25 protein-coding genes and 1 pseudogene are annotated in these 26,268 nt (G+C 72.5%); 12 read left to right on the forward strand and 14 right to left on the reverse strand.

Features of this window, described 5'->3' with window-relative positions; all coding sequences use genetic code 11:
• Positions 1-68 precede the first annotated feature (68 nt).
• Both JK356_RS13395 and JK356_RS13400 read right to left on the reverse strand, forming a co-directional pair.
• The gene (locus JK356_RS13395; protein WP_201867942.1) at positions 69-293 is read right to left on the reverse strand and encodes a hypothetical protein; all 225 of its coding nucleotides are present in this window, start codon (positions 291-293) and stop codon (positions 69-71) included.
• A 14-nt stretch (positions 294-307) separates the two neighbouring features.
• The gene (locus JK356_RS13400) at positions 308-607 is read right to left on the reverse strand and encodes a hypothetical protein (RefSeq protein ID WP_201867943.1); all 300 of its coding nucleotides are present in this window, start codon (positions 605-607) and stop codon (positions 308-310) included.
• Positions 608-1,007: 400 nt separating this feature from the next.
• On the opposite strand from JK356_RS13400, the gene JK356_RS13405 reads away from it, so the two are divergent.
• The 3 genes and pseudogenes from JK356_RS13405 to JK356_RS13415 all read left to right on the forward strand — a co-directional run.
• Positions 1,008-2,324, forward strand: coding sequence for a bifunctional o-acetylhomoserine/o-acetylserine sulfhydrylase (locus JK356_RS13405; RefSeq protein WP_201867944.1), 1,317 nt, complete (start codon positions 1,008-1,010; stop codon positions 2,322-2,324).
• Positions 2,321-3,469, forward strand: coding sequence for a homoserine O-acetyltransferase (locus tag JK356_RS13410; protein WP_201868155.1), 1,149 nt, complete (start codon positions 2,321-2,323; stop codon positions 3,467-3,469). The genes JK356_RS13405 and JK356_RS13410 overlap by 4 nt, the downstream gene beginning before the upstream one ends.
• Before the next feature lie 238 nt (positions 3,470-3,707).
• A pseudogene (locus tag JK356_RS13415) lies at positions 3,708-4,424 on the forward strand (lytic polysaccharide monooxygenase); the annotation flags it as partial.
• Between the two features lie 106 nt (positions 4,425-4,530).
• On the opposite strand, the gene JK356_RS13420 reads toward JK356_RS13415, so the two are convergent.
• The 3 genes from JK356_RS13420 to JK356_RS13430 all read right to left on the reverse strand — a co-directional run bounded on the left by JK356_RS13420 (position 4,531) and on the right by JK356_RS13430 (position 6,975).
• A complete protein-coding gene (locus JK356_RS13420; protein ID WP_201867945.1) occupies positions 4,531-4,965 on the reverse strand; it encodes a VOC family protein in 435 nt (144 codons plus the stop codon).
• Positions 4,966-5,112: 147 nt separating this feature from the next.
• Positions 5,113-5,295, reverse strand: coding sequence for a hypothetical protein (locus JK356_RS13425; protein ID WP_201867946.1), 183 nt, complete (start codon positions 5,293-5,295; stop codon positions 5,113-5,115).
• Positions 5,296-5,781: 486 nt separating this feature from the next.
• Positions 5,782-6,975, reverse strand: a complete 1,194-nt coding sequence (locus tag JK356_RS13430) for an ROK family transcriptional regulator (RefSeq protein ID WP_201867947.1) — start codon at positions 6,973-6,975, stop codon at positions 5,782-5,784.
• A 122-nt stretch (positions 6,976-7,097) separates the two neighbouring features.
• Here JK356_RS13430 and JK356_RS13435 point away from each other — a divergent pair, with 122 nt between their 5' ends.
• Positions 7,098-7,736 carry a GNAT family N-acetyltransferase gene (locus tag JK356_RS13435; RefSeq protein ID WP_201867949.1) on the forward strand — a complete coding sequence of 213 codons (639 nt, stop codon included), beginning with the start codon at positions 7,098-7,100 and terminating at the stop codon, positions 7,734-7,736.
• Positions 7,737-7,779: 43 nt separating this feature from the next.
• On the opposite strand, the gene JK356_RS13440 is transcribed toward JK356_RS13435, so the two are convergent.
• The 4 genes from JK356_RS13440 to JK356_RS13455 all read right to left on the reverse strand — a co-directional run bounded on the left by JK356_RS13440 (position 7,780) and on the right by JK356_RS13455 (position 12,655).
• Complete coding sequence (locus JK356_RS13440; protein WP_201868158.1) at positions 7,780-9,786, reverse strand: PhoX family phosphatase; 2,007 nt, start codon at positions 9,784-9,786, stop codon at positions 7,780-7,782.
• Between the two features lie 335 nt (positions 9,787-10,121).
• Positions 10,122-10,313, reverse strand: a complete 192-nt coding sequence (locus tag JK356_RS13445; protein WP_201867951.1) for a DUF397 domain-containing protein — start codon at positions 10,311-10,313, stop codon at positions 10,122-10,124.
• Between the two features lie 264 nt (positions 10,314-10,577).
• Complete coding sequence (locus tag JK356_RS13450) at positions 10,578-11,471, reverse strand: alpha/beta fold hydrolase (protein WP_201867953.1); 894 nt, start codon at positions 11,469-11,471, stop codon at positions 10,578-10,580.
• Between the two features lie 437 nt (positions 11,472-11,908).
• Positions 11,909-12,655 carry a ZIP family metal transporter gene (locus JK356_RS13455; RefSeq protein ID WP_201867955.1) on the reverse strand — a complete coding sequence of 249 codons (747 nt, stop codon included), beginning with the start codon at positions 12,653-12,655 and terminating at the stop codon, positions 11,909-11,911.
• Positions 12,656-12,781: 126 nt separating this feature from the next.
• Here JK356_RS13455 and JK356_RS13460 point away from each other — a divergent pair, with 126 nt between their 5' ends.
• The 3 genes from JK356_RS13460 (at position 12,782) to JK356_RS13470 (ending at position 16,327) form a co-directional block, all read left to right on the forward strand.
• Positions 12,782-13,267 (forward strand): cation:proton antiporter regulatory subunit, encoded by a 486-nt coding sequence (locus JK356_RS13460; protein ID WP_201867957.1) that lies wholly within the window; start codon positions 12,782-12,784, stop codon positions 13,265-13,267.
• Between the two features lie 207 nt (positions 13,268-13,474).
• Positions 13,475-14,761 carry a cation:proton antiporter gene (locus tag JK356_RS13465; RefSeq protein ID WP_201867959.1) on the forward strand — a complete coding sequence of 429 codons (1,287 nt, stop codon included), beginning with the start codon at positions 13,475-13,477 and terminating at the stop codon, positions 14,759-14,761.
• Between the two features lie 150 nt (positions 14,762-14,911).
• A complete protein-coding gene (locus tag JK356_RS13470) occupies positions 14,912-16,327 on the forward strand; it encodes an FGGY-family carbohydrate kinase (RefSeq protein WP_201867961.1) in 1,416 nt (471 codons plus the stop codon).
• Positions 16,328-16,432: 105 nt separating this feature from the next.
• On the opposite strand, the gene JK356_RS13475 is transcribed toward JK356_RS13470, so the two are convergent.
• The gene (locus JK356_RS13475) at positions 16,433-18,592 is read right to left on the reverse strand and encodes an acyltransferase family protein (protein WP_201867963.1); all 2,160 of its coding nucleotides are present in this window, start codon (positions 18,590-18,592) and stop codon (positions 16,433-16,435) included.
• Positions 18,593-18,832: 240 nt separating this feature from the next.
• Complete coding sequence (locus JK356_RS13480) at positions 18,833-19,606, reverse strand: helix-turn-helix domain-containing protein (protein ID WP_201867964.1); 774 nt, start codon at positions 19,604-19,606, stop codon at positions 18,833-18,835.
• 273 nt (positions 19,607-19,879) lie between these two features.
• Between JK356_RS13480 and JK356_RS13485 the strand changes: the two genes are divergently transcribed.
• Both JK356_RS13485 and JK356_RS13490 read left to right on the forward strand, forming a co-directional pair.
• Positions 19,880-20,830 carry an ATP-binding cassette domain-containing protein gene (locus tag JK356_RS13485; protein ID WP_201867966.1) on the forward strand — a complete coding sequence of 317 codons (951 nt, stop codon included), beginning with the start codon at positions 19,880-19,882 and terminating at the stop codon, positions 20,828-20,830.
• On the forward strand, positions 20,830-21,621 hold the full coding sequence (locus JK356_RS13490; RefSeq protein WP_201867968.1) for an ABC transporter permease: 792 nt from the start codon (positions 20,830-20,832) through the stop codon (positions 21,619-21,621). Before JK356_RS13485 ends, JK356_RS13490 begins: the two co-directional genes overlap by 1 nt.
• Positions 21,622-21,642: 21 nt before the next feature.
• On the opposite strand, the gene JK356_RS13495 is transcribed toward JK356_RS13490, so the two are convergent.
• Both JK356_RS13495 and JK356_RS13500 read right to left on the reverse strand, forming a co-directional pair.
• Positions 21,643-21,837, reverse strand: coding sequence for a DUF397 domain-containing protein (locus tag JK356_RS13495; RefSeq protein ID WP_201867970.1), 195 nt, complete (start codon positions 21,835-21,837; stop codon positions 21,643-21,645).
• A complete protein-coding gene (locus JK356_RS13500; RefSeq protein WP_201867971.1) occupies positions 21,834-22,676 on the reverse strand; it encodes a helix-turn-helix transcriptional regulator in 843 nt (280 codons plus the stop codon). The genes JK356_RS13495 and JK356_RS13500 overlap by 4 nt, the downstream gene beginning before the upstream one ends.
• A gap of 122 nt (positions 22,677-22,798) precedes the next feature.
• Here JK356_RS13500 and JK356_RS13505 point away from each other — a divergent pair, with 122 nt between their 5' ends.
• From JK356_RS13505 to JK356_RS13515, 3 genes are all read left to right on the forward strand, one after another.
• The gene (locus JK356_RS13505) at positions 22,799-23,065 is read left to right on the forward strand and encodes a hypothetical protein (RefSeq protein ID WP_201867975.1); all 267 of its coding nucleotides are present in this window, start codon (positions 22,799-22,801) and stop codon (positions 23,063-23,065) included.
• A 316-nt stretch (positions 23,066-23,381) separates the two neighbouring features.
• Complete coding sequence (locus tag JK356_RS13510) at positions 23,382-24,272, forward strand: ABC transporter ATP-binding protein (protein WP_201867976.1); 891 nt, start codon at positions 23,382-23,384, stop codon at positions 24,270-24,272.
• 69 nt (positions 24,273-24,341) lie between these two features.
• The gene (locus JK356_RS13515; RefSeq protein ID WP_201867979.1) at positions 24,342-25,061 is read left to right on the forward strand and encodes an ABC transporter permease; all 720 of its coding nucleotides are present in this window, start codon (positions 24,342-24,344) and stop codon (positions 25,059-25,061) included.
• 153 nt (positions 25,062-25,214) lie between these two features.
• On the opposite strand, the gene JK356_RS13520 is transcribed toward JK356_RS13515, so the two are convergent.
• The gene (locus tag JK356_RS13520; RefSeq protein ID WP_374100653.1) at positions 25,215-26,249 is read right to left on the reverse strand and encodes an RNA polymerase sigma factor; all 1,035 of its coding nucleotides are present in this window, start codon (positions 26,247-26,249) and stop codon (positions 25,215-25,217) included.
• Positions 26,250-26,268 lie beyond the last annotated feature (19 nt).

Genomic DNA, 26,268 nt, shown 5'->3' on the forward strand with positions numbered 1-26,268 from the left:
CGGGCGGGCGCCTGGCAGGCCAGGCTAGCCACGCCCGCCCGCTTGCTGGCGCCCGGCCCGGACGTGCCTCAGCCGAGCGCCATGGAGGTGAACATCGCCGCGGTGATCAGCCCGAGCGAGGCGAGGACCAGGCCCAGGCGGCTGAGCACGTAGCGCACGCCGGACGACCGGTCCGCGGCGGGCCCGCCGCGGGCCCGGTCCCGGGCGAGGTACCAGAGCCTGCGCTGGTCGCAGCAGGCAAGCACCGTGCAGACCAGCGCCAGGCCCAGCAGCGCGTAGACAGGCGCGAACATGCGGCCGTCTCCTCTCAGTCCGGGTAGGGAAGGTTCGCCAGCAGCAGCGCGGGCAGCAGCAGAAGGACGAGCTGTATCCCCGCCACCCAGTGCCGCGCCGCCCGGGTGCCGTCGTCCCGGTCAGCGAGCAGCGCGCACAGCACGATGGTCACGGCGAGCGATCCCAGCCCCGCCGATAACACCCAGGGGGTGATGCGGCGCAAGGCGCCGGTCAGCGCCTCGTCGCCGGTGCCGGTCAGCATGGCCGCCCCGAGTAAATACGCCCAGTTGACGTACAACATCAGCGGCGTCAGCACGAGCGCGAAGATGACCACGGCCCGGCCCCATAAGCCGCGGGCCGGACGCGGCACTCCAGATACCGGTGAAGGGTTCATGGTCCGCATTGCAGCGGGCCGGGACGGCCGGCGGATGAGTACAACCGCCTGTCCCGCTACTCAAAGACGGTCAGCCGCCTGCGCGGAGGGGCACGCCCGTTAGCTCCCCGGAGACCGCCACCGGCGGCCCGGCGACGTCGTCCCGCACGGCCAGTGTTGCGGCCATGTGACCTGGCATGACGGTTATTTGGCAATGCATGACCAGATCTTCCCCGGGGCCCGGGCGGATGCCTAGCCTGTGCGGCGTGACGGAGCGCGCACGCGCCGCCTACGCGGCGTGCGCGGATGCCATCGCTCCCCTCTTCTTCTTGGTTCTCCCCCCACGACAAGGACGTGACGCATGACCGAAGCCGCCGACAGCGCTGCCGCCTGGTCGTTCGAGACCCGGCAGGTGCACGCGGGCACCGGGCCCGACCCGGCGACCGGAGCGCGCGCCGTGCCCGTGTACCAGACGACGTCGTTCGTCTTCCGGGACACCGAGCACGCCGCCGGCCTGTTCTCCCTGGCCGAACAGGGCCACATCTACACCCGCATCCACAATCCGACGACCGACGCGTTCGAGGCGCGGGTCGCCGCGCTGGAGGGCGGCGTCGCGGCGGTGGCGACGGCCTCGGGGCAGTCCGCCGAGTCCCTGGCGCTGCTGAACGTGGCGGGCGCCGGTGACCACGTCGTGTCGAGCACCTCCCTGTACGGCGGCACGTACAACCTCTTCCGGCACACCCTGCCCCGGCTGGGCGTCTCGGTGTCGTTCGTCGACGACCCCGACGACACGAACGCCTGGCGCGCGGCGATCAGGGAGAACACCAAGGCGCTGTTCGCCGAGACGCTCGGCAACCCCCGCGGCAACGTCCTCGACGTGCGGGCGGTGGCGGACGTGGCGCACGAGGCCGGGCTGCCGCTGATCGTGGACAACACGATCCCCACGCCCTACCTGCTGCGCCCCATCGAGCACGGCGCCGACGTCGTCGTCCACTCGGCGACCAAGTTCCTCGGCGGGCACGGCACCAGCATCGCGGGCGTGGTCGTGGACGCCGGCTCGTTCGACTTCGGCGCCCACCCCGACCGGTTCCCCGGCTTCAGCGAGCCCGACCCGAGCTACCACGGCCTGCGGTACTGGCCGGACCTGGGCCCGGGGGCGTACGCGGCGAAGCTGCGCGTGCAGCTGCTGCGCGACCTCGGCCCGGCGCTGGCGCCGCACTCGGCGTTCCTGCTGCTCCAGGGCATCGAGACGCTGAGCCTGCGGCTGGAGCGGCACTCGCAGAACGCGCTCGCCATCGCCGAGTGGCTGGAGGGCCGGGACGAGGTGCGGGCCGTGCACTACCCGGGGCTGCCCTCCAGCCCGTGGTACGAGGCGGCGCAGCGGTACCTGCCGCGCGGCGCCGGGGCGGTGGTGTCGTTCGAGCTGCGCGACGGCGTGGAGGCCGGGAAGCGGTTCGTGGACGCGGTGGAGCTGTTCAGCCACCTCGCCAACATCGGCGACGTGCGCAGCCTCATCATCCACCCGGCGTCCACGACACACAGCCAGCTCGGGCCGGAGGAGCTCGCGGCCACCGGCACGGCACCGGGGCTGGTGAGGCTGTCGGTCGGGATCGAGGGGCTGGCTGACCTGAAGGCCGACCTGGAGGCCGGGTTCCGGGCGGCGAAAGGGGCGTCCTGACGACGGTGCGGCGACCGCCGGCCCTCCCGGCGTCCGGCGCCTGGCAGGAAGGGCGGTCGCCCAACGGACGCCGGCAGTGGGCGGTCTTCGACCGGCCGCTGCCGCTGGAGTCCGGCGCGTCGCTGCCGGGCGTGCGGCTGGCCTACGAGACGTGGGGGCGGCTGGCGCCGGACCGGTCCAACGCCGTGCTGGTGCTGCACGCGCTCACGGGTGACAGCCACGTCGGCGGCCCGGCCGAGCCGGGCCACCCGACGCCGGGGTGGTGGGACGGCCTGGTCGGTCCGGGCCGTCCCCTGGATACGCGGCGGTGGTTCGTCGTGGCGCCCAACGTGCTCGGCGGCTGCCAGGGCAGCACCGGGCCGGCCTCGCGGCGGCCCGACGGGCGGCGGTGGGGCGCGGCGTTTCCGCGGCTGACGCAGCGGGACCAGGTGGTCGCCGAGGCGCGGCTCGCCGACCTGCTGGGGATCCGCCGCTGGGCGCTGGTCGTGGGCGGCTCGATGGGCGGGATGCGCGCCCTGGAGTGGGCGGTGATGTACCCGGACCGGGTCGCCGCGCTGCTGCCGCTGGCCTGCCCCGCCGCGAGCGGGGCGCTCCCGATCGGCCTGGCCGCCGTGCAGCTGGCGGCGATACGGTCCGATCCGGGGTGGCGGGGCGGCGACTACTACGACGCCGGGCCCGGGGGCGGGCCGCACGCCGGCCTGGGGCTGGCACGGCGGCTGGCGCATCTGACGTACCGGGGCGAGGCGGAGCTTCAGGCGCGCTTCGGGCGGCTGCCGCAGGACGGCGAGGACCCGGCGCACGGCGGCCGGTACCGCGTCGAGTCCTATCTCGACCACCACGCCGCCAAGCTGGTGCGGCGGTTCGACGCGGGCAGCTACGTCGTGCTCACCGAGGCGATGAACGGCCACGACATCGGGCGCGGCCGGGGCGGCACGGCGGCGGCGCTGCGGCGGATCACGGCGCGCACGCTGGTGGCGGGGGTGGACTCCGACCGGCTGTACCCGCTGGCGGACCAGGCCGAGCTGGCCAAGCACATCCCCGGCGCGGGGCCGGTGCGCGTCATCTCCTCGCCATACGGGCACGACGGCTTCCTGATCGAGACGGAACAGGTCGGCGCGCTTGTGCGGGAGCTGCTGGCGGGCTGACGGGGCGTTTTCACCACTGGGAACGGGCGCCGCGGCACCGCGGCGCGGGCGCGGCCGAGCCTCCCGGAACCGGGCGGACTTTGCGTCACGGCAAACGGAATGCTGACGCAACGTTTACGAAACGAGGGGGTGGACGCTAGCGTGGTTGCGGGAGCGCTCCCACGCTAGCGTCACGTGGGTGCCGCCACTGGCGTTAGGTCCGTAGCTGAATGGCATCACCCTCTAGAGGAGACCCCCCATGGCCATTCGAACAGAGGGCCGGAAGAAGAGTCCGGCTCGTCTCACCAAGTCCCTGAGCGTGGCGGGCACCGCGCTGCTGGCGTTCGTCGGCGTGTCCATGCCTGCTCCCGCATCCGCGCACGGTGTCGCCATGTACCCCGGGTCGCGCACCTACCTGTGCTACCTGGACATGCTCGAGAGCGGCAACCAGACGCCGTCGAACCCCGCCTGCGCGGACGCCGTCGCCGAGACCGGCACGACGCCGCTGTACAACTGGTTCGCCGTGCTGGACTCCAACGGCGGCGGCCGGACCGAGGGGTACATCCCGGACGGTGAGATCTGCAGCGGTGGCCACAACGGCCCGTACGACTTCTCCTCGTACAACGCGGCGCGCACCGACTGGCCCACCACGCACCTGACCTCGGGCGCCAACATCGAGATCCAGTACAGCAACTGGGCCGCTCACCCGGGTGACTTCGATGTCTACCTGACGAAGGAGGGCTGGAACCCGAACCAGCCGCTGTCCTGGAGCGACCTTGAGCTGGTCGACTCGGTGACCGACCCGCCGCAGTCCGGCAGCGCCGGCTCCAACGGCGGCTACTACTACTGGGACGTCCAGCTGCCGGAGCGCAGCGGCCAGCACATCATGTTCATCCACTGGATCCGCTCGGACAGCCAGGAGAACTTCTACTCCTGCTCCGACGTCGTCTTCGACGGCGGCAACGGCGAGATCTCGTGGTGAGCTGAGCGCTGCTCCGCTGCCCGGCCGGACGGCCGGCGCGCATCACGCTAAGGGGCTCCCCGGGCGCCCGCCCGCGGGGCCCCTTCCGCGTGCCGGGCCGTCAGAGCGCGTCGAAGTCGGGCAGCGTGAGCGAGCCGTCCTCGGCCAGGGTGAAGCCGGGGTTGTGCGCGATCTCCCACGCGTGGCCGTCCGGGTCGGTGAAGACGCCCGCGTACCCGCCGTAGAAGGTGCGGCGGGCGGGCTTGGTGACCGTCCCCCCGGCGCGCTCCGCCGCCGCCAGCAGCGCGTCGACCTCCCCGGGGGAGCGGACGTTGTGCGCCAGGGCGATGCCGCTGAAACCCCCGGGCTCGCCGGCGGGCAGCCCGCAGTCCTCGGCCAGCTTCTCCCGCCCCCACAGCACCAGGGCCATGCCGCCCGCCTGGAAGAACACGGTCTGCTCGACCTCGTGCCCCCGCCACCCCAGCGCCTGGTAGAACGCCTTCGCCCGCGGCAAATCCGTCACTCCCAGTGTGATCAGGCTTACTCGTTGTTCCATGGCCCCTACGGTAGGCCCGGCCACTGACAATTCCGCCACCGCGCCACAGGCCCGCGTCAGCCGGCGCGCGGACGCGGTGGAAGACGTCGATCACCTTGCGGGGCACGCCGTTTCCCGCCAGTCGGCCAGCAGTGGGGCGCGTGCGGCTCACCGGCCGCCGGCCCTGCGGCGCAGGAGGACCTTGAGAGCTTCGCGGGCGTCGCGCCGGCGCCGGGTGTCCCGGGCCAGAGCGGCGGTCAGAGCGACGGCGGCGACCGTGACGGTGTACACAGCGCCGGCGACGCCGGCGGACAGCAGGATGCCGTCGGAGACGGGGAACAGGGCAGTCATGGATGGACACCTCCGTGTTGTGGCGGTCGGTGATGTCCATGAGAGCCCTGAGCAGCAGTCATCCGGAAAGGCCGCACGGGCTGCTGCGGGCCGTTTATCCTGGCCAGCCCCGGTGCCAGGAGTTTTCCGGAGGGCGTCCGGTCCGGACGGGGTCCGGACGGTGCGCGGGGTGGCGGGCCGCGGAGGGAGGAGCGGTAGCGGGTGGGACCGCAATGCGATCCGGAACGGGAGTTCCACGCGAAGCTGGTCGCGCTGTACCGGGCAGCCGGAGAGCCGACCTACCAGCGGCTGGCCCGGCGTGATCCGGGTCCGCCTCATCCGGGTAGCACTGTTCGCCGCTCCTCACTCCGGCTCCCTCGCACGCCTCACCGGGACGATCCGCTGCGCAGGCACCCGTGACGTGGAACCACGAGACGTGCAGACGGGGGTGCGAACCTCGGTCAGCGGCCGAGACAGGGAGAAGGGCGGCCCGGTCGGTGGCGGGCGTCAGGGCAGGGCGTGGACGGCTTCGCGGATGGCGAGGCAGGCGGCTCCTCTGGCCCACACCTCGTCGTCGGCCGGGTGGGTCACCAGGGTGCAGGAGCTGGCCGCCGTGGAGAAGGCGTGGGCCTGGAACGCCTCGCGGCAGGCGGGCCCGAAGAACTCGTAGGTATGGACCGACTCGCCGCTGAGGATGACGAGTTCGGGGTTGACTAAGTTGCAGACCGTCGCCAGCGCCCGCCCCAGGGCGGCACCCATGTCCGCGAACGCCTCAAGCGCCGCCGCTTCGCCGCCGCGTGCCCGTGCCCGCGCCTCGTCCATGGTCGCGCACGGCACGCCGGAGGCGCGCGAGATCGCCGCCAGCACGGCCTCGTCGGATGCCACCGCCTCCAGGCAGCCCCGGCTGCCGCAGGAGCAGCGGGGCCCGCCCGGCTCGATGGGCACGTGGCCGAGTTCGCCCGCCAGGCCGCACGCTCCCGTGAACAGCCCGCCGCCGAGCATCAGTCCGCAGCCGATGCCCGCGCCGATGGTGACGAGCGCGATGACGTCGCACGCCCGCCCGGCGCCGAACCACCGCTCGCCGACGAGGAGTCCGTTGGCGTCGTTGTCCACCACCACCGGCAGGCCGAGCGTGCGGGTCAGCGGGCCCGCCACGTCCACCTCCGACCAGCCCATGGTTCCCGAGCGCACGCACCGCCCCGAGGCCGCGTCCACGTGCCCGCTCAGCCCGACGCCGACGCCCAGCAGCCGCTCGCCGGACCGGCAGTCGGCCGCACGCAGGAAGTGCACGGCCTGCGCGGCCAGGGCCAGCACGTCCTCTGGTGCGGCGCCCGCCGGGACCGGCAGCGCGCTGCGGGCGACGACCGTCGCCTCCAGGTCGGTCAGCACGGCGGTGACGGTGTGCGGCGCGAGCCTGACACCGACGACGAAGTAGCGGTCCCTGGCCACGGTGAGGATGCGCTGCGGCCGTCCCCCGCCCGAGCTGCGTGCCCCCGCCTCTGCGAGGTAGCCGGTCTGGAGGAGCGGCGTGACGGCGCGCGTGATGGTGGACTGTGACAGGCCGAGCCGGCGGGCCAGTTCGGTGCGCGAGGTGGGGCCGGCGGTGAGGATCTCGGTGAAGACGGCCGCCCGTGTGTCACCGGCGGCGCCGGTCGGCTCGAGCTCGCCCGCCAGCCGCCGGGATCGCCCATGACCGCCCATGCCGGACGAGCGTGTACGAGGCGTACGTGCGTGCGAACGTTCTGTCATGAGGCAGAGTGTACGGGGCGCGGAACGTGTTATTCCGTGCCCGTGACCGCTCGAAACGCGCGAGAATCAGGCGCGTGTGTGTTTCCGACAGTTCCCGCTACTCCCGCAACGGCAAGGCGGCTTGGGAGACCGACGCCTTTCTGCTGACGGAACGGCTGGCGCTGCGCGCGTTCACCGGGGACGAGGCCGAGGTGGACGCGCTGGTGGCGCTCGACGCCGACCCGGAGGTGATGCGCTTCCTGACGGGAGGGAAGCCGACGCCGCGCGAGGAGGTCGTCTCCCGGCAGCTGCCGCGGCTGCTGCACCGTTACCCATGCACGGGGCTGCCCGGCTTCTGGGCGGCGCTGGGGCGGGAACGCGGCGACTTTCTGGGCTGGTTCGAGCTGCGGCCGCTGGCGGAGGAGAGCGCCGCCGTGCTGGAGCTGGGCTACCGGCTGCGGCGGAGCGTGTGGGGTGGGGGCCTGGCGACGGAGGGATCGCGGGCGCTGGTGCGCGCGGCGTTCACGCGCCTGGGGGCGGAGCGGGTCACGGCCAACACCATGGCCGTCAACGCCGCTTCGCGGCGGGTGATGGAGAAGGCGGGGCTGTCCTTCGTGCGGCAGTACACCGAAGACTGGCCGGAACCGATCCCCGGCTCGGAGCACGGCGAGGTGGAGTACGCCGTGACCCGGGAGGAATGGCTGCGCCGGGCCGGCGCCGGAGCACGCCCGTAGGCGTTGCGGCGCGGCGGCCCGGCGGCGCGCCGAGCGGGCGGTGTCAGCCGAGGGGGCGGAAGCCCTCGCGGGTGACGCTGACCACGGCGGGGCGGGGCAGCGTGCCGGGCCCGTCGGGCCAGTGGGAGGCGGGGTTCTCCGCGCTGGCGCCGTCGAGTTCGCCCGGGTGCTGCACGGACACCAGGACGCGGCGTTCCGCCACGACCGGGCCGCAGGTCTCGGCGCCGCGCGGCACCGTCAGGAACTGCTTGACCTGGCCCCGGTGGTGCCCGTCGAGCGCCACGGCGAACAGGCCGTCGTTGCTGCCGAGCGCGTTGCCGTCCGTGGAGATCCACAGGTTGCCGTGCGGGTCGAACGCCAGGTTGTCCGGGCAGGAGATCGGGCTGACCTGGTCCTTGGGGAAGCCGCCGAAGTAGGTGCCGGGGTCCTCGGGGTCACCGCAGACCAGCAGCAGCCGCCAGGCGAAGCGGCGTGCGGCGCCGTCGTTGCGGTGCTCGACCAGCTCCAGGACGTGGCCGTGCTTGTTGCCGGCGCGGGGGTTGGCCTCGTCCGCGCCGGGCAGCCCGGCCGCGCCCCGGTCGGTGTTGTTGGTGAGCGCGGCGTAGACGCGGCCGGTGCGGGGGCTGGGTTCGACGTCCTCGGGGCGGTCCATCTTGGTGGCGCCGACCCTGTCGGCGGCCAGGCGGGTGAAGACGTAGACCTCCTCGGCGGTCATGCCGGGCACGAAGGAGCGGTTGCCGCTGGCCAGCGGGATCCACTCGCCGTGGCCGTCGAACTCGCCGTCGGCCGGCAGGGTTCCGGTGCCGTCGATCTCGCGGGCCGGGCTGTCGCCGGTGAACCGGGCGACGTACAGCGTGCCTTCCTCCAGCAGCCGGCGGTTGTGACGCCGCGCCTGGGCGCTGTTGCCGCGCCGAAGCCGGCCGTCGGAGACGTACTTGTACATGTAGTCGAAGCGCTCGTCGTCGCCCATGTAGACGACGACGCGGCCGTCGCGGGTGACCTGCGTGGTGGCGCCCTCGTGCTTGAAGCGGCCCAGCGCGGTCAGCTTGCGGGGCCTGGCGTCCGGGTCGTAGGGGTCGACCTCGATGACCCAGCCGAAGCGGTTGACCTCGTGGGGCTCCTCGGTGAGGTCGAAGCGCGCGTCGTACCGCTCCCACTGCCGGGTGGAGGCGCCGCCGGAGATCCCGTAGCGGGCGAGCCGCTCGGCGGTGACCGGGTCGGTGACGTCCTCGGCCCGCGCGAAGTACTGGTTGAAGTTCTCCTCGCCGGAGAGGATCGTGCCCCACGGGGTGGTGCCGCCGGCGCAGTTGTTGAGCGTGCCGAGCACCCGGGTGCCGGTCGGGTCGGCGGAGGTCTTCAGCAGGTCGCTGCCCGCGGCCGGGCCGGTGATCTCGAACGGGGTGGTCGCGGTGATGCGGCGGTTGAGCGGGTGGCCGACGACCGGCTCCAGCTCGCCGCTGCGGTGCTCGCGCAGCACGACGACGGACAGGCCGTGGGCGGCCCAGCCGATCTCGGCCTGCTCGCGCGTGGGGTGGTCCGGGTCGTACCCGGCGAGCATCAGCACCTCGTCGCTGTACTCGTGGTTGGCGACGAGCAGCCGCAGGCCCGGCTGGCCGGGGATGTCACGCAGGGCCAGGAAGTCGCAGTTGTAGCCGAACTGCCGCGCCTGCGCCTCGGCGGTCTGGCGGCCCGGCAGGAATTCCGGGGCGCCCCGCAGCACCGGATCGCCCCAGCGGATGACGACCTGCTGCTGGTAGCCGGGCGGCACGGTGACGGCGTCGGCGGTGTTCGGCGCGACCGGCTCGAAGCCGAGACCGCGCGGGCCGCGGCCCCCGCCCCGGCGCGCCGCGGCGCCCGCGGAGGCGGCTGCGGCCTGGGAGAACGAGCCGGCGGCGCCGGCCGCGCCCGCGGCGACGCCGATCACGGCGCCCGCGCGCAGCAGCGCCCGGCGCGTCAGCGCGCCCGCGACCACGTCGCCGAAGTACGCGTTGTCTGAGGTGTTCGGGGCCGGGTGGGCGCAGGCGTTGCCGCAGCGGTACTGGCAGGTCATTGCCGACCGCCCGCCCTGGTGCGAGGTGAGCAGGGGCAGGTGAATGACGCGTTTGCCATCGGTGGACGGACGGCGCACGGCACCTCCAGGAACGATCGGATCACAGCGGGAGCTACGGTCCCAGGACGGTAGATCGCCTCGAGGTGAGCGGCGCCAACGAGCGGATGAACAGCGAACGAACTGCTGCTTTCGGGCGACGCCATCACACTGCATCAGGCGTACCGGGGGTGCGCCCCCGCCCGGACACCCGGGCGCGATGGCCCGTGGGCCGGCCCTGGGTGCGCCGGGGCGCCCTTGCGGCGCCGCCGGCCTGCCTCACGTGCCCCGCTCGTCCGTCAGCGGCCGCGCTTGGTGCGGCTGATGACGAAGGCCGCCCACGCGCTCTGGCCGAAGATCAGCTGGGCTCCCGACGTGTTCTTGGAGTCACGGACGCGGACGGTCGGGGGTGCCGCGGCGACCTCGACGCAGTCGGCGCCGCCGTTCCCGCTGTAGCTGCTTCGTATCCAGGCGGGGGACTTCGATGGCATAGGACTCCTCGGGCTTATCAGCTGAGTCTGCCGGGCTCCTCCGTACTGTGTACGCGGCGTTCCATACTGTAGCGATATCGCGCTGACCTCGTACATCAATCGATCATGGCTAGCCATCAAGCGATCATTAATGCGCTATTCCCGGCTGAATATGCCCCCTTGCGGGCACGCGGCAGAACGGACAGCGCCCCTGCCCGGGCGGGCAGGGGCGCTGTCCGTATCCGAGTCTTCGGCCGGCCGGCGGTGCCGGGCCGTCGAGGGCGGTCAGCCGGGAAGGCCAATCGATTCTGCGCGGCGGTCGGCGATCCGCTCCACGGTGCGGCAGTACGGCAGGCCGGCGAAGGGCTGGCCGGAGAGGAACCGCGTGGCCAGCTCGGCCAGTTCCACCGTGCGCTCGAGGAAGACCATGTGGTCGGCGCCGGAGACCTCGGCGAACCAGCTGTCCAGACAGGTGGCGGCCATCTCCCGGCACAGGTCGGGGGTGGTGAACGCGTCGTGCTCGCCGGTGGTGACCAGCACGGGCGCGGCGGGCGGCACCTCGGTGTCCACCATGCGCTGGGTCAGCAGGCGGTAGGTGTTGGTGTAGGTCTGCTCGGCCTCCGCCTCCGGCAGCCCGGTCAGGCGGCGCAGCAGGAAACGGCGGACGCGGGTGCCGTTGACCACGGCGTGCAGCCGCTCCTCATTCATCAGCAGGGCGACGGCGGCGCGGGCGTACTCCTCCATGCGCCGGGCCGCCAGGTAGTCCATGGTGCGGCGCATCGCGGCGCGGGCGTGCTCGGGGATCTGGGTCATGGTGCCGATCAGCACGACGCGGCCGACGCGCTCGGGATAGCGCTGGGCGACGCGGTAGGCGATGGCCGTGCCGTATGAGCCGCCGAGCACGTTGACGTGGTCCAGGCCGTTCTCGTCGAGCATGTGGCGGACCGCGTCGGCGAGGAAGTCGACGCCGTGGTCGTCGGGGAGGACATCGCTGGCGCCCCAGCCGGGCGGGTCGATGGTGAGAACGTCCATGTGCGCCAGGAACTCGCGCTCGAACCGGCCCCAGCTCTCCTTGCGCTGGAACGCGCCGCCGACCATGAGCAGCGGCGCGAGGCGCGGCGCCGACGTGCGTACGAGGCGTGACTCGCAGCGGTGACCCTGCCACCGGTGAACACGCACGGATTCGGACAGAACGGTCGACGGATAGCTGAAGGGGGGCATGGGCTCTTCTCGGCATGGGGAGACTGTGGGGTCCATGATGTGCACAGCCGGAGAGCCCGAACCGCAGCCTGCCGCACCACTCATCCGAATGAGGGACGAGAACAGCCACTCGTCCGAGGGAAATGGGCGCACGCCGTTCTCCCGCGAGTCTCCCGCGAGCGGAGGAACCGCCCCGTCAGAGCCGCCCTGCGGCCGGGCGACGAGGTGCCGGACGGTGCCAGCGGAGCCGGGGAGAACGTCTAGGATTGCCCACGAGATCCCCTTTGCTTCTTCATATCGACATACAGACTGACGGCCATATCGCTGGGGCTGCACGGGCGCTGTCGCCGCGTCCCGTCGCGCGGTAGCGGGACGTCCAGGCGTGGGGGCGCTGGGAGGTGCAGGCACAGGGACGTTCAGGCGTGGGACAGCGTGAAGGAGAGCAGGTAACCGGCCACGGTGACCAGCCCGATCGCCAGGTGGGCCTCCTCGAACGCCTCCGGGATCATCGTGTCCGCGATCATCGCCAGGATCGCGCCCGCCGCCACGGCGGTCACGGCGGCGACCACCGGGTCCGTGAGCCCGCCCACCACGGTGTTGCCCAGCACCGCCGCCACCACGCTGGCCGCGGCGATCGCGCCCCACACCCCGAACACGTAGCGGGGCCGCCGCCCCGCCCGCCGCATGCCCGCCGAGCTGGACAGCCCTTCGGGCACGTTGCTCAGGCAGACGGCCGTGACCGTCACCGTGCTCACGGTGCCGCCGTCCAGCAGGCTCACCCCGATCGCCGCCGACTCCGGCACGCCGTCCAGCAGCGCCCCCAGCGCGAGCGCCAGGCCCGACCCGGCGACGGCCGCCTCGGACGGCTGCCGGCCGGAGCGCTTGCGGTGCCGGGCGCCGCGCCGCCCCAGCCAGACGTTGCCGGCGGTGTACCCCACGGCGCCGGCGATGGTGCCGGCCGCGGCGGACACCAGGCCGCCCTGGTGGTAGGACTCCGCGAGCAGCTCGAACGAGACCGCCGACAGCAGCACCCCGGCGCCGAAGGCCATCACCGACGCGAGCAGCCAGGCGGGCACCCGCACCGCGTACCCGACGGCCGCGCCGAGCAGCAGCGCGGAGCCCGCGACCAGTCCCCACAGTCCCGCCTGAGCCCACTGCGCCATGGCTCCACCTAGTCCCTAAATCGGCCCAGGTCGCACGGTGTGTGACGCGAAAGAGGGACCCCGGGGGATTACCTGGACGGCCGAGGGCATTAAGATCCCGTCAACCACGACTAGGGGAGGCGTCACATGGCGTTGAAGCGCACACCGCTGCCCGGCGTGGGTACCCAGTACGACTTCTCGACCAAAGAGGGCCGCCACATCTCCGTGGTAGCCCACGAGGACGGCCGCCGGTTTCTCGGCTTCTACTCGGCTGACGATCCCGACTCCTGTCAGGCCACCATCAAGCTCGGCAGGGAGGAGGCGACCAAGCTCGCCGCCATCCTCCGCCCGGAGCCCGAGACCGTCGTCGAGCAGCTGCGCAACGGGGAGCTCGGCCTCGACCTCGTAACCGAACGCATCCCCATCGGCCCCGACTCGCCCTACCGCGGGCGCCCGCTCGGTGACACCCGTGCGCGCACCCGCACGGGAGCGTCGATCGTGGCCGTTCTCCGCCGGACCGGTGCACGGCCCGCTCCCGGGCCGGACTTCCGGCTCGAGGCGGGGGACACGCTGCTGGTGGTCGGCACCCGCGAGGGCGTCTCCGACCTCGGCGACATCATCGCGGGCTCCTAGCCCGGCGGGGCGGCGGCCCCGTGGTGATGTGCCTGGCCGCGGCGTCGGCCCGGGCTCGCTCCGGCGAGCTTGCACAGACGAGCACGACACCGAGCGACACTCAGCGACAGCAACGACCACTGACCGAATTCGGACAACCACACAACGTTATAAGCACGGCAGAAGAGCACGACTTAAAACGAAAATTCGACAGAAAGGTGCCCGCGCGTGCACGACACGACCCGCATGCTGATCGAACTCGGGCTGCTCGTGCTCGGCCTGGGCATGGTGGGCCGGCTGGCCGAACGGCTGGGCCTCTCCCCCATCCCGCTGTACCTGCTCGGCGGGCTGGCCTTCGGTGAGGGCGGCCTCGTGCCCCTGCACACCGTCGAGGGCTTCATCGAGGTCGGCGCCGAGATCGGCGTCGTCCTGCTGCTGCTGATGCTCGGTCTGGAGTACACCGCGAGCGAGCTGGTGGAGAGCCTGCGCACGCAGTACCCGGCCGGCATCGTCGACTTCGTCCTCAACACCGTGCCCGGTGCGATCGCCGCGCTGCTGCTGGGCTGGGGCCCGGTAGGCGCGGTAGCGCTCGCGGGCGTCACGTACATCTCCTCTTCCGGCGTGATCGCCAAGGTCCTCACGGACCTGAACCGCCTGGGCAACCGGGAGACGCCCGTCATCCTCGGCGTGCTGGTGATGGAAGACCTCACCATGGCCGTGTACCTCCCGGTCCTCACCACGGTGCTGGCCGGCGTGGGCCTGGCCAGCGGCAGCTGGACGCTGGCCCTGGCGCTGGGCACGGCGGGCATCGCGCTGTACGTGGCGCTGCGGCACGGCCGGATGATCTCCAAGGCCGTCTCCTCCGACAACCCCGAGATGCTGCTGCTGGTCGTCCTCGGCCTGACCCTGGTGGTCGCCGGTGTGGCCCAGCGGCTCCAGGTCTCGGCGGCGGTAGGTGCCTTCCTCGTCGGCATCGCGCTCTCCGGCGAGGTGGCGACGACCACGCGGCGCCTGCTGACGCCCCTGCGCGACCTGTTCGCGGCCGTTTTCTTCGTCTTCTTCGGCCTGTCCACGGTGCCCTCCGACATACCGCCGGTGCTCGTGCCGGCGCTGCTGCTGGCCATCGTGACGGCGGCTACGAAGGTGTACACCGGCTGGTACGCGGCCAAGCGGGCCGGCATCGGCGAGCGCGGCCGGCTGCGCGCGGGGGGTGCGCTGGTGGCACGCGGCGAGTTCTCGATCGTCATCGCGGGCCTGGCGGCGGGAACCGAACCGCGCATCGCGGCGCTGGCCACGGCCTACGTGCTGATCCTGGTGATCCTGGGCCCCTTCACGGCGCGCTACACCGAGCCAGCGGTGCGCTGGGCCCGCGAGCGCCGGGCGGCCCATGCCAAGGCGGCCGCACCGGCGGAGACGGAGCAGCGGGCAGACCCGGCCGAAACGAGCACCACCGGCCCCGCCGAGGACGAGGGCGACCGGGAGGGCGCGGCGTCGCCCAACCCGACCGGCCCCTGACGGGTACGAGCCAGATACCGACACATTTGCGACCGCTCCCGATCGGACAACGACTAGCTTCGAAGCGTCACGTCACTGTTCCGATCGGGAGTTGTCACAAATGTGACCGCACGGGTCGTTCGTCCGACCGGGTACGGCATCATGCGCAGCATGGGAATCGTCGCCGGACTGGACAACTCGACCGCTGACACACGCCTGATCGTCTGTGACACGGACACCGGCCAGGTCCTCCGGCACGGCCACGCCGCACACCCGGCGGGTGAGGCCGCCCCGCAGTCGTGGCTGCTGTCGCTCGGCGAGGCGGCGGACGGCGGGCTGCTGGAAGACGTGACCGCCATCGGCGTCTCCGCCGGGCTCCACGATTTCGTGCCGCTGGACGCCGACCGCCAGCCGGTCCCGCTGCCGGGGCGCGGCGAGGAGCGGGTGCAGGCCGCGGCGCGCGGCTTCATCGACGCGCTCGGCGGGCGCGCGGCCTGGGCGGAGGCGACCGGCTCGGTCCCGCAGGCCGCGCAGCCCGTGGCGCGGCTGCGCTGGCTGTCGCGTGAGGACCCGGAAGCCGCGCGGCGCACCGCGGCCGTGGTGCAGGCGCACGACTGGCTGGTGTGGCAGCTGCTCGGCCGCCCCGAGCGGCTGACGACGGACCGGGGCGGTGCCTCGGCGACCGGCTACTGGTCGGCCGTCTCGGAGGCGTGGCGTGAGGAGCTGGCGGAGCTGGCGCTGGGTCACGAGGTCCAGCTGCCCGAGGTCCTGGGCCCGGCCGAGCCCGCCGGCCGCACCCCCGAGGGGCTGCTGATCTCGGCGGGCACGGGCGACACCATGGCCGCCGCGCTGGGCCTGGGCCTGGGCGTGGGCGACGCCGTGATCTCCCTGGGCGCCTCCGGCTCGGTGTGCGTCGTGCACGACGAGGCGCTGCCCGACCCCACGGGCGCCATCACCTGCTACGCCGACGCCACAGGCGCCCACATGCCGGTGGTGCGCACCCTCAACGCCACCCGCGTGCTGCGCGGCACAGCCGAGCTGCTGGGCTGCGACCTGCCGCGGCTGTCGGAGCTGGCGCTGGCCTCCACGCCCGGCGCCCACGGCCTGGTCTTCCTGCCGTACCTGGCGGGCGAACGCACCCCGGAGCTGCCGCACGCGGCGGGCACGCTGGCCGGGCTGCGGCGCGAGAGCATGAAGCCGGAGCACCTGGCCCGGGCCGCGTTCGAGGGCATGCTGTGCGGGCTCGCGGACGCCGCCGACGTGCTGCGGGACCGCGGCGCGCGCATCGAGCGGGTCTTCCTGCTGGGCGCCGCCGCCGAGCTGCCCGCCGTGCGGGCGCTGGCTCCCGCGGTCTTCGGGGCGCGCGTGGTGATACCAGCCCCGGGCGACTACACGGCGCTGGGCGCGGCGCGGCAGGCCGCCTGGGCGCAGGGCGTGGCCGACGGCTCCCTGCCGGCCGACGAGCCGCCGGCGTGGCCGGCGGCCGAGGGCGCGGTGTTCGAGCCGGGCGACGACGCCGACGCCGTGGGCACGGCGGTGCGGCAGCAGTTCGCGGCCGTCCGCGAGCAGACCCACCCCTCGGACTGACGGGCGTGCCCGGCCCCGGCACCGCGGGCGCGTCCCGCCGGGCGCCGGCGCGAGTGGCCGCCGGCCTGGACGCCTCGGCGCCGCTGGGCACCGGCGACGCGGCGGTCAGCTTCCCGTGATGCCGGTGATCCGCTCGTCCAGCCAGTCCGTCATGGTCCGCACGTAGGACGCCGTCAGGTGCGTGCCGTTGCGGTAGATCAGCGTGTTGCCCATGACGGCCGGGCAGGTGCCGTCCGGCAGGCACAGCTGCGGGACCGGGTCGATGAGGTGGGCGGCGGGCACGGCCCTGGCGGCGGCGTTGTTGACCTGCTCGTGGGCCAGCCCGTCCTCGACGTCGAAGGCGCACTCGGTCAGGTGGCCGAGGTTCTCCGAGACGCAGGAGGGCACGTCCGTCGTCGGGAAGGGCGTGTTGGCGATCACCGCAACCTCCGCGCCGGTGGCCTCCAGGCGTTCCAGCGTCCGCACGTAGCCCTCGGTCATGGCCTCGGCGCTGGCCTCCGCATCCAGCCGTTTGCCGTCGGCCATGACGGTGGTGCCGCCGCGGTTGGCGGTGACGACCAGCACGGGCTCGATCGCCTCGATGCGGGCCAGCGCCTCCTCCCGCCAGGTGTCGCACTCCTTGTAGGCGCGCTGGAACTGGTTGTGGTAGAGCGTGACGTCGGCCGGGGAGCAGCTGGACTTGGTGAGCACGACGAGCTGCCAGCCGTGTTCCTTGGCGATCGGGTCGAGCGCCGCGAAGTACTGCTGGGCGTGTGAGTCGCCGAAGAGAACGACCGCCTGGTCAGCCGACCGGTCGCCGTAGACGCAGCCGTCGGAGACCGAGGAGACGTCCGGGTCGGCCAGGCAGCCGTCGTCGGCGGCCTGGCCGTGGTCGTCGGAGGCGTTCTCGGGCAGCGGCCGCAGCACGCTGGCGGACCGCTGCGGCCCGGTGGCGCCGGCCATCGCCGCGGCGCCCGTCGCCTCGTCCGGGCTGGCCAGCCTGATCGTCGGCACGGACGTCTGGGCGACGGTGGCGACCGCCACGGCGGCGGCGGTGCAGGCGGCGCCGAGCGCCAGCGAGGCGCCGGTGGCCCTGAGCATCCGGGCGTGGCGCACGGGATCCTCCACGAAGTGGTGCGTGAGCGCGGCCGGGATCCAGGACAGGGCGATGGCCAGCAGCAGCAGCGTGCTCGGCAGGTCGCCGAGCCACACGGTGGCGAGGACCACGACCGGCCAGTGCCACAGGTACCACGAGTACGACAGCCGCCCCAGGTACCGCATCGGCCGGGTGGACAGGGCCCGGGCGACCGGGGTGTCGGTCGAGATCTGCCCCGCCGCGATCACCGCGACCGCCCCGGCCACGGGCAGCGCCGCCCAGGGACCGGGGAAGGCGGTGTCGTCGTTGAGCCGGTACACCGCCAGGGCGATCAGCGCGACGCCCGCACCGGCCAGCGCGAACGCGGTGCGCCGTCCGCCCTTCACGCGCTGCCACCACGTCACCGGCACCAGGGCGAGCAGCGCGCCCGCCCCCAGCTCCCAGGCGCGGGTCGTCGTGGTGAAGTAGGCGGCCTGGCCCTGCTCGGCGGTGAGGTACACGGCGTAGGCGAACGATACGGCGGCCAGCGCGCCCAGCACGATGCCGAGCCACAGCCGCAGCCGGTGGCCGCCGATCCGGCGGCACGCCAGCGCCACGCCGATGATCAGCAGCGGCCAGACCAGGTAGAACTGCTCCTCGACGGCCAGCGACCAGAAGTGCTGGATGGCGCTGGCGTCGGTGCCCGCCTCGGAGTAGGCCACCGCGTCGCTGGCGAGCTTCCAGTTGATCAGGTAGACGGCGGCGGAGATCACCTCGCGGTGCAGCGCCGTCCGCTCCACCGGCGACATCACGGCCCACGCCAGCAGCACGGTGGCCGCGAGGACGACGAGGGCGGCCGGCAGCAGGCGCCGCATGCGGCGGGCGTAGAACTGGCCGAGGCGGACGCGTCCGGTGTGCTCGACCTCACGGAGCAGCAGGCCGGTGATGAGGAAGCCCGAGATCACGAAGAAGATGTCGACGCCGACGTAGCCGCCGGGCAGCCACGCCACTTCGGCGTGGTAGAGCAGGACGACCAGCAGCGCGATGGCCCGCAGGCCCTCGACGTCGGCTCTGAAACGGGTCCGGCCCGCGGGCGGGGTGACCTTGTGATCTCGCGGCGCAGCGTGCCGCGTGTCGGCGACCGCGCAGGCCGTGCCCGCGAGTCGGCTCTCCCCGCCGTTCCGCTCCTCGATCTCCTCCGTTTCCCGCATTGTTCCTCCCTATCAAACGAGCGGCGTCCACCCAACCGTGCGTGCGAGGAACCGGAGCGCTCGGGAGAAAGCAGACATCACGTCACGTAAAACCCGCATCAACGGAGCGAAGCGGGCACGGAGCGAGAGGCGCCGGAAGTCCTCGCGTCGCCGGGACCGCCGGACACGGGCGCGCCGCTGCCGCGCCGGGACGAGTGACTCCGGGCGGACCCGGCCATCGGAGTGAAGGACGGCGTTCCGTCATGGCCCGGGCGACGGCACCTGGCCGCCCGCCCTCTGGCGCGACGCCGCGCTTCCGGCGGACTCGGCGGCGAGGGCCTCGCGGGTCTCCTCGGTGGCGCGCAGCAGCCGCTGATTGAGGCAGTCCAGGGCGCGGGCGGTGCCCGCGAGCCGGTCGCCCGCCACGGTGCCGGGCCCGAAGACGGCGACGCCCTGCCGCGCGATGTCGACCAGGGCCTGGTTGGCGCGGATGCTGGCCAGCATCGACTCGTACCAGAGGCCGTCGTCGAGGTAGTAGCGCTCGCGGCGCCCCTCGCCGCGTGTCCGGCGGACGAACCCGTGCCGCGCCAGGAACGCGATCGCCTTGGACACCGATGCCGGGCTGACCTGGAGCCGCTGGACCAGGTCGGACGCGGTCATGCCGTCCTGGTCGGTGGTGCACAGCGCGGACATCACCCGGGCCATCATCGGGGTCAGCCCGGAGGCCGTCAGCCTGGCGGTGAACGCCTCCTCGAACTCACGCACCGCCTCCGGGTCGCGGCCGTGGGCGTCCAGGGGCGGCGCCGCGCGCCGGGCCCCGGGGGCGGACCGGACGCGGCGCCGGGCCCGGAGCTCGGTGGCGCGGTGGGCGAGCGCGGCCCGGTAGGCGGTGGGACCGCCGTTGCGCATGACCTCGCGTGTGACGGTCGAGGTGGGGCGGCCCAGGCGCCGTGCGATCTCCGCGTAGGCGTCGCCGTCGGCCAGGCCGAGTTCGATCTGCTGCCGCTCCTGCCGGGTGAGCCGCCCGCCGGGCATCGCGTCCTCCTCCGTGATGGGCTCCGCGCCGCACCATAGCGTTCACCAGAACGCCATTGCAACGATCGCAGCCTGTCGCGTTGCGTTATCACGCAGCACCATCGCAACGATTGCCGCACTTTGACCTGCACTGATGACGTTTCACCGCAACGACATCGTTGCCAGATCCAGAAAACGCAACGTAGCGTTTCCCGCAACGTAAACGCGGTCCGACGCGCTCACGCCGACGGCGGCGGCACCGCCCCGCCGCCTGTGCCCAAGGAGCCTCCTCCCATGACCGACCTGGCCATCTCCGCCCACGCGCTCCGGAAGTCCTACGGCGGCACGACAGTCCTCGACGGCCTCGACCTGGCCGTCCCCGAAGGCACGGTGTACGCCCTGCTCGGCCCCAACGGCGCGGGCAAGACCACCACCGTCAAGATCCTCTCCACCCTCGTCTCCCCCGGCCCCGGCAGCGGCCCGGTCCGCGTCGCCGGGCACGACCTCGCCGCCGAGCCGCAGGCGGTGCGCGCCGCGATCGGCGTGACCGGCCAGTTCTCGGCCGTGGACAACCTCATCACGGGCGAGGAGAACCTGCTGCTGATGGCGGACCTGCACCACCTGCCCCGGCGGGAGAGGCGGCGGACGGCGGCCCAACTGCTGGAGCGGTTCGGCCTCACGGACGCGGCCAAGAAGCCCGCCGCCACCTACTCCGGCGGCATGCGCCGCCGCCTGGATCTCGCCATGACGCTGGTCGGGAACCCGCGCCTGCTGTTCCTCGACGAGCCGACCACGGGTCTCGACCCGCGCTCGCGGCACGACACGTGGCAGGTCGTCAGGGAGCTGGTCGCCGACGGCGTCACCGTCTTCCTCACCACCCAGTACCTGGCGGAGGCCGACGAACTCGCCGACCGCGTCGCCGTGCTCCGCGACGGCACCCTCGCCGCCGAGGGCACGCCCGCCGAGCTGAAGCGCCTGGTCCCCGGCGGCCACGTCCGCCTCCGCTTCACCGACCCGGCCGCCTACCAGGCGGCGGCCGCCGCGCTGCGCGAGACCACCCGCGACGACGACGCCCTGACCCTGCGCGTCCCCAGCGACGGCACCCAGCGCGAGCTGCGTTCCCTCCTCGACTGGCTGGACGCCGCGGGCGTGGAGGCCGACGAGCTGACCGTGCACACCCCCGACCTCGACGACGTCTTCTTCGCCCTCACCGACCAGCCCCGCCACACCGCGAAGGCCGCCTGATGAGCACCTTCTCCCTCGCCGTGCGCGACTCGGCCACGATGCTGCGCCGCAACCTCCTCCACGCCCGCCGCTACCCGGCCCTGACGCTGAACCTGCTGCTCACCCCGGTGCTGTTGCTGCTGCTGTTCGTCTTCGTCTTCGGCGACACCATGAGCGCGGGCATGGGCGGCGGCTCCCCCGACCGCTCCCAGTACCTCGCCTACCTCGTGCCCGGGCTGCTGCTGATGACCGTGGGCTCGACGACGATCGGCACCGCCGTGTCGATCGCGATGGACCGCAACGAGGGCATCACCGCCCGCTTCCGCACCATGCCGATCCACGGGGGATCGGTGCTGATCGGGCACGCCGCCGGGAGCGTCATCCAGTGCGCCGCCAGCGTGGCCATCGTCGGCGCCGTCGCCGTCGCCATCGGCTTCCGCGCCAGCGGCGCCACCCCGGCGGAGTGGCTGGCGGCCTTCGGCCTGGTCGTGCTGTTCGCCACCGGCCTGACCTGGATGGCGGTGGGCATCGGCCTGGCCAGCCCGAACGCCGAGGGCGCCAGCAACAACGCGGCCCCGATGATCCTGCTGCCCCTGCTGTCCAGCGCCTTCGTGCCGCTCGACGCCATGCCCGGCTGGCTGCGGCCCGTCGCCGAGTACCAGCCGTTCACGCCCGCCATTGAGACCCTGCGCGGCCTGCTGCTCGGCGAGGGCATCGGCCACCACGGCTGGCTCACCCTCGCCTGGTGCCTCGGCCTGACCGTCCTCGGCTACCTCTGGTCCACGGCGAGGTTCAACGCGGACCCGGCATAGCAGCCGCCACGGCTCACCGGCTCAGCGCTTCACCAGGTCAAGGAACGCCGCCCAGGCCCTCGTCGGCACCACCAGGGCGGGGCCGGGGTTCTTCGAGTCGCGCACGGGCACCACACCAGGGAAGCCGTCGGCGACCTCGACACACGTCCCATTGTTGCCGCCGCTATAGCTGGACTTGCGCCACTGCGCCGTGTGCAGGTCGGGCTGGATGGTCATTTCCTGTAGTCCTCTGCCACTGATTCGATCAGGGATAGGGACTCCTCATGTGACAGCGCGGAGGCCCTCACCAGATCGTAGGACATCTGCATCCGCGCTGTTATGGCCGGATCATCAATCAGCTGGCCGATATGAGGGCTTTCTACGTACGCGACCGGAGGGGCATCAGCGAACGACATGAGCGTAACCAGCCCTTCCATCAGCGCGTGCGGGCCAGCAGCGAACGGAAGGACCTGCACCAGTCCTCTGCGCTCCCTCACCACCGCAGCGATGTGCTCAAGCTGCTGGCACATCGCCTCAGCCCCGCCCACCGGACGACGGAGTACCCCTTCGTCAAGGACCGCCCAGTACATGGGCGGTGTAGTTCCTTCCGCTCTCTTCAGGATCCGCTGACGGGCGAGACGGTGGGCGACGCGCTCGTTGACCTCCTCGTCCGGCAGCAACGGCTGCGCCGCATGGAAGACAGCTCGGGCGTACGCCTCTGTCTGGAGCAGCCCCGGCACCAGCAGCGGGGCGAAGTCACAGATCGTCTCGGCGACCGGCTCCAACTCGGCTGCGTCGGTGAAGTAGTTGGCGTACGGGCTGCGGTTGATCAGTTCGCGCCACATGCGCTCGAAAAAGCCATCGGTTTGCAGGACCTTGTCGATCCGCTGAGAGTGGTCGAGCTGCGGTTTGCGGATTGCTTGTTCGAACTGGCCGATGTATCCGCCGGAGCAGATCACCATTTCACCCAGTTCCTCCTGCGTGAGTCCCGCCGCCTCGCGGCGGCGCTTCAGTTCGGCGCCGAAGAATGGCCACCCCAGTCGCCAGGGGCCGAAGTGGGAATGCGCTTTGGCCATGGGGGTGACTCCCTGAAGTCAGCGGGCGAGCAACGCCGTTGCATTGCTCTCACCCCTGGTCAGCCTAGCTCCGGGCAAGCACGCTGAGAGGGAAAATCCGAACAACGGGAAAGGCCCGTACCATGTACAGTTTCGACGCCACGGATATGGCCGCCGTGACAAGGGACCAGCTGCGAGAAGCGTTCGCGCTGCTGGATATCACGGCCTGTGTCCAGCTAGGGACCGTGGCGATGCGCCGGAGCATCGTGGTCAGCCCGCTGCCGGTGGACGACGCACGCAGGCTCGTCCACGCGCTGCGCGGTTCCCAACTCGACGGCCTGCTCAGCGAAAAGGTCCGGCAGAAGAATGCTGAATCCGCCACCAGCGCACAGCTGCGGCAGGGAAGATGAGAGGGCTTCCGGCAGCGGAGACCGCCGGGACGAAAGCCGCGCGGGACATCGATGCGGTCACTCACCGTGGAATAGGGCGCGGCCTCTCCAGACCGTTGCGCGCCCAGGGCGCGTGAATCTGTCCCGTGCATCCGAAGGCGCTGCGCGCGGGGCACTGCCCCCTGAGCCCGCTCGCGGGGCTGCCGCGTCCGCGCGGCCCGGCGCCGGAGCGCGGGGCCGGGGTGACATCACGCACGGCCCGTAGGGTCATTTGTCATAGCGAGGTGATGACACCAGCGCACTGCCCGGCGGGCCGGGCGGCTGGTGTGATCGAGGCATGACTTCCTCACCCGTCATCGACGTCGACAACCTCAACGTCTGGTACGGCGCGTTCCACGCCGTGAAGAACGTTTCCTTCCAGGTGCGGCGGGGCGAGCTGTACGCCCTGCTGGGCACCAACGGGGCGGGGAAGACCTCGACGCTGGAAACAGTCGAGGGCCACCGCGCGGCCTCGTCCGGCACGGTGCGGGTGTTCGGGCACAGCCCGCTCGACCGCGGTGCCGTGCGGCCCCGGATGGGCGTGATGCTCCAGGAAAGCGGCTTCTCCCCCGACCTCACGGTGCGGGAAACGGTCAGGCTGATCGGAAAGCTCAGCGGCCGGACCGGCAGCGTCGGCCACGTGCTCGCCATCGCGGGTCTGACCGAGAAGGCCAGCACGCGGGTGTCGCAGCTCTCCGGCGGCGAGAAGCGGCGGCTGGACTTCGCGACCGCCGTGTACGGCACGCCGGAGCTGGTGTTCCTGGACGAGCCGACGACCGGGCTGGACATCCGCTCCCGCGACAGCCTGTGGCAGGCGGTGGACCGGCTGCGCGAGGCGGGCTCGACGATCGTGCTGACTACGCACTACCTGGAGGAGGCCCAGCAGCGGGCCGACCGCATCGGGCTGATGCACCGGGGCACGCTCCACCGCGAGGGGACCGTGCACGAGCTGACGCGGGCCCTCCCGGCCACCATCCGGTTCTCTCTCCCCCGGCCCGCTCCCGTGCTGCCGCTGCCCGCCACCAGCACGGGGGACGGCGCCTTCCTCTTGGAGACGTTCGCGCTCCAGAAGGACCTGCACACGCTGCTGCACTGGGCGCACGAAAACGCCGTGGAGCTGAGCGGGCTCGAGGCCGGGCCGACCAGGCTCGACGATGTCTTCCGTTCCCTTACCACCGAGGGCGAGTGATGTCCCCTCTCCCCCGTCTTCTGCTCTCCCGTTATCCCGTTGTCCACTCCGACACGAGGCGTTGTCCCCATGGTTGCCATCGCGTTCAGCGAACTGATCCAGATCTTCCGGAACCGGCTGGTCCTGGTCACCAGCCTCCTCATGCCCGCCGCCGTATCGGCGTTCTTCGTCTCCTACCACGAGGACATCGCCGAGCAGGCCAGCCTCGGGTACATCGCGGCCGTGGTGCTCTTCGTCGTGGCGGCGATCGGGCTGTACACCTCGGCGGTGACGACGCTCGCGTCCCGCAGGCAGAACCTGTTCCTCAAGCGGCTGCGCTCCACGGCAGCGGGTGACACCGGCATCCTGACGGGGCTGCTGCTCCCGGTCGTCGCCATGGCGCTCCTCCAGGTGACCGTGATGCTGGCCGTGCTGGCGGGCGTCGCGGGCGGTCCGGCGAACGCGCCGCTGCTGGCGGTGGCCGTGCTGGCGACGACCGCGATGATGACGGCGCTCGGGCTGGCGACGGCAGGGCTGACGAACTCGCCGGAGCACGCCCAGGTGACCACGCTGCCCGTCACCCTCGCCACCCTCTCCGCGGCCAGCTGGGTGGGCATGACCGGCACGGCGGAGCTGACGCAGGTCAAGCGGCTGCTGCCCGGCGGCGCGGCGACCGAACTCGTCCTCAACGCCTGGGACGGCGGGGCAACCGTCGCCGAGTCGCTGCGTCTGCTGGTGCCGACGCTGGGCTGGGTCGTCCTGTCCGTCTGGCTGGCCACGCGGTTCTTCCGCTGGGAGCCGCGCCGGTAGCCGACGCCGCGTCCGCCCGGCTGCGCGTGCCCGTCGAGGCGGGCTTCCCGCATCGGGGAGGTCCACGAGGCGGTGCGGCGCCGCCGAGGCCACCGACACGCGTCTGGGGACGCTGCCGCTGGTGCGCGGGGGAAGGGGGGGAGCGGCGCCGGGTCAGTCGAGGTAGCCGCGGAGCTGTTCGGCGTAGGTGTGGTCGCGGAGCTTGGTGAGCGTCTTGTGCTCGATCTGGCGGATGCGTTCCCGGGTCACCCCGAAGAGGCGGCCGATCTCCTCCAGGGTGCGGGGCCGGCCGTCCAGCAGGCCGTACCGCAGCTCCACGACGCGGCGTTCGCGGTCGGCCAGGGTCGAGAGGACGGCCTCCAGCTGCTCGCGCAGCAGCAGAAAGGCGGCGGACTCGGCCGGAGAAGGGATATCGGCGTCCTCGATGAGATCGCCGAGGTTGACATCGTCCTCGTCGCCGATGGGCGCCTGGAGCGAGACGGGGTCCTGGGCCAGCCGCAGGATCTCGGTGACCCGGGCGGGCGTCAGGCCCAGCAGCACCGCGATCTCCTCCGCCGACGGCTCGTAGCCGCGCTCCTGGAGCACCCGGCGCTGCACCCGGACGACGCGGTTGATCAGCTCCACGACGTGCACCGGGACGCGGATGGTGCGGGCCTGGTCGGCGATGGCCCGGGACATCGCCTGTCTTATCCACCACGTGGCGTACGTCGAGAACTTGAAGCCGCGCGTGTAGTCGAACTTCTCGACCGCCCTGATGAGGCCGAGGTTGCCCTCCTGCACCAGATCGAGCATGGTCAGGCCCCGGCCGACGTACCGCTTGGCGACCGAGACCACCAGCCGGAGGTTAGCCTCGATCAGCTTCCGCTTGGCCAGGCGGCCCCGGACCACGAGCCGGTCCAGGTCGAGGGCGAGCCGGTCGTCCAGGTCCGTGGCGGAGCCCAGCTTCTCCTCGGCGAACAGCCCGGCCTCGATGCGGCGGGCCAGCTCCACCTCCTCGGAGGCGGACAGCAGCGGGATCCGGCCGATCTCGCGCAGGTACTGACGGAACAGATCACCCCCCGCGCCCGGTGACTCGGGCCGCGGGACGCTTCCCTGCCTGGCGGGCAGGAGAGCGGCGGCCGGGGGCTCGCTGGTGAGCGTCTGCGTCTGCACGGGGCGGCCTCCAGGTGGTCGCTGCCGGAGCGGCACGCACCCAGTGTGGGGTACG

Source organism: Streptomyces sp. 7-21 (genome assembly GCF_016741785.1).
Taxonomy (GTDB): Bacteria; Actinomycetota; Actinomycetes; order Streptomycetales; family Streptomycetaceae; genus Streptomyces.

Bases quoted from the DNA above. Each gene is read 5' to 3' on its own strand.
- JK356_RS13505 (WP_201867975.1), top strand. From the start codon at position 22,799: ATGTACAGTTTCGACGCCACGGATATGGCCGCCGTGACAAGGGACCAG.
- JK356_RS13460 (WP_201867957.1), top strand. From the start codon at position 12,782: ATGGCGTTGAAGCGCACACCGCTGCCCGGCGTGGGTACCCAGTACGAC.
- JK356_RS13395 (WP_201867942.1), bottom strand. From the start codon at position 293: ATGTTCGCGCCTGTCTACGCGCTGCTGGGCCTGGCGCTGGTCTGCACG.
- JK356_RS13500 (WP_201867971.1), bottom strand. From the start codon at position 22,676: ATGGCCAAAGCGCATTCCCACTTCGGCCCCTGGCGACTGGGGTGGCCA.
- JK356_RS13470 (WP_201867961.1), top strand. From the start codon at position 14,912: ATGGGAATCGTCGCCGGACTGGACAACTCGACCGCTGACACACGCCTG.
- JK356_RS13445 (WP_201867951.1), bottom strand. From the start codon at position 10,313: ATGCCATCGAAGTCCCCCGCCTGGATACGAAGCAGCTACAGCGGGAAC.
- JK356_RS13425 (WP_201867946.1), bottom strand. From the start codon at position 5,295: ATGACTGCCCTGTTCCCCGTCTCCGACGGCATCCTGCTGTCCGCCGGC.
- JK356_RS13440 (WP_201868158.1), bottom strand. From the start codon at position 9,786: ATGACCTGCCAGTACCGCTGCGGCAACGCCTGCGCCCACCCGGCCCCG.
- JK356_RS13475 (WP_201867963.1), bottom strand. From the start codon at position 18,592: ATGCGGGAAACGGAGGAGATCGAGGAGCGGAACGGCGGGGAGAGCCGA.
- JK356_RS13510 (WP_201867976.1), top strand. From the start codon at position 23,382: ATGACTTCCTCACCCGTCATCGACGTCGACAACCTCAACGTCTGGTAC.
- JK356_RS13495 (WP_201867970.1), bottom strand. From the start codon at position 21,837: ATGACCATCCAGCCCGACCTGCACACGGCGCAGTGGCGCAAGTCCAGC.
- JK356_RS13485 (WP_201867966.1), top strand. From the start codon at position 19,880: ATGACCGACCTGGCCATCTCCGCCCACGCGCTCCGGAAGTCCTACGGC.
- JK356_RS13480 (WP_201867964.1), bottom strand. From the start codon at position 19,606: ATGCCCGGCGGGCGGCTCACCCGGCAGGAGCGGCAGCAGATCGAACTC.
- JK356_RS13430 (WP_201867947.1), bottom strand. From the start codon at position 6,975: ATGGGCGGTCATGGGCGATCCCGGCGGCTGGCGGGCGAGCTCGAGCCG.
- JK356_RS13515 (WP_201867979.1), top strand. From the start codon at position 24,342: ATGGTTGCCATCGCGTTCAGCGAACTGATCCAGATCTTCCGGAACCGG.
- JK356_RS13420 (WP_201867945.1), bottom strand. From the start codon at position 4,965: ATGGAACAACGAGTAAGCCTGATCACACTGGGAGTGACGGATTTGCCG.
- JK356_RS13405 (WP_201867944.1), top strand. From the start codon at position 1,008: ATGACCGAAGCCGCCGACAGCGCTGCCGCCTGGTCGTTCGAGACCCGG.
- JK356_RS13490 (WP_201867968.1), top strand. From the start codon at position 20,830: ATGAGCACCTTCTCCCTCGCCGTGCGCGACTCGGCCACGATGCTGCGC.
- JK356_RS13455 (WP_201867955.1), bottom strand. From the start codon at position 12,655: ATGGCGCAGTGGGCTCAGGCGGGACTGTGGGGACTGGTCGCGGGCTCC.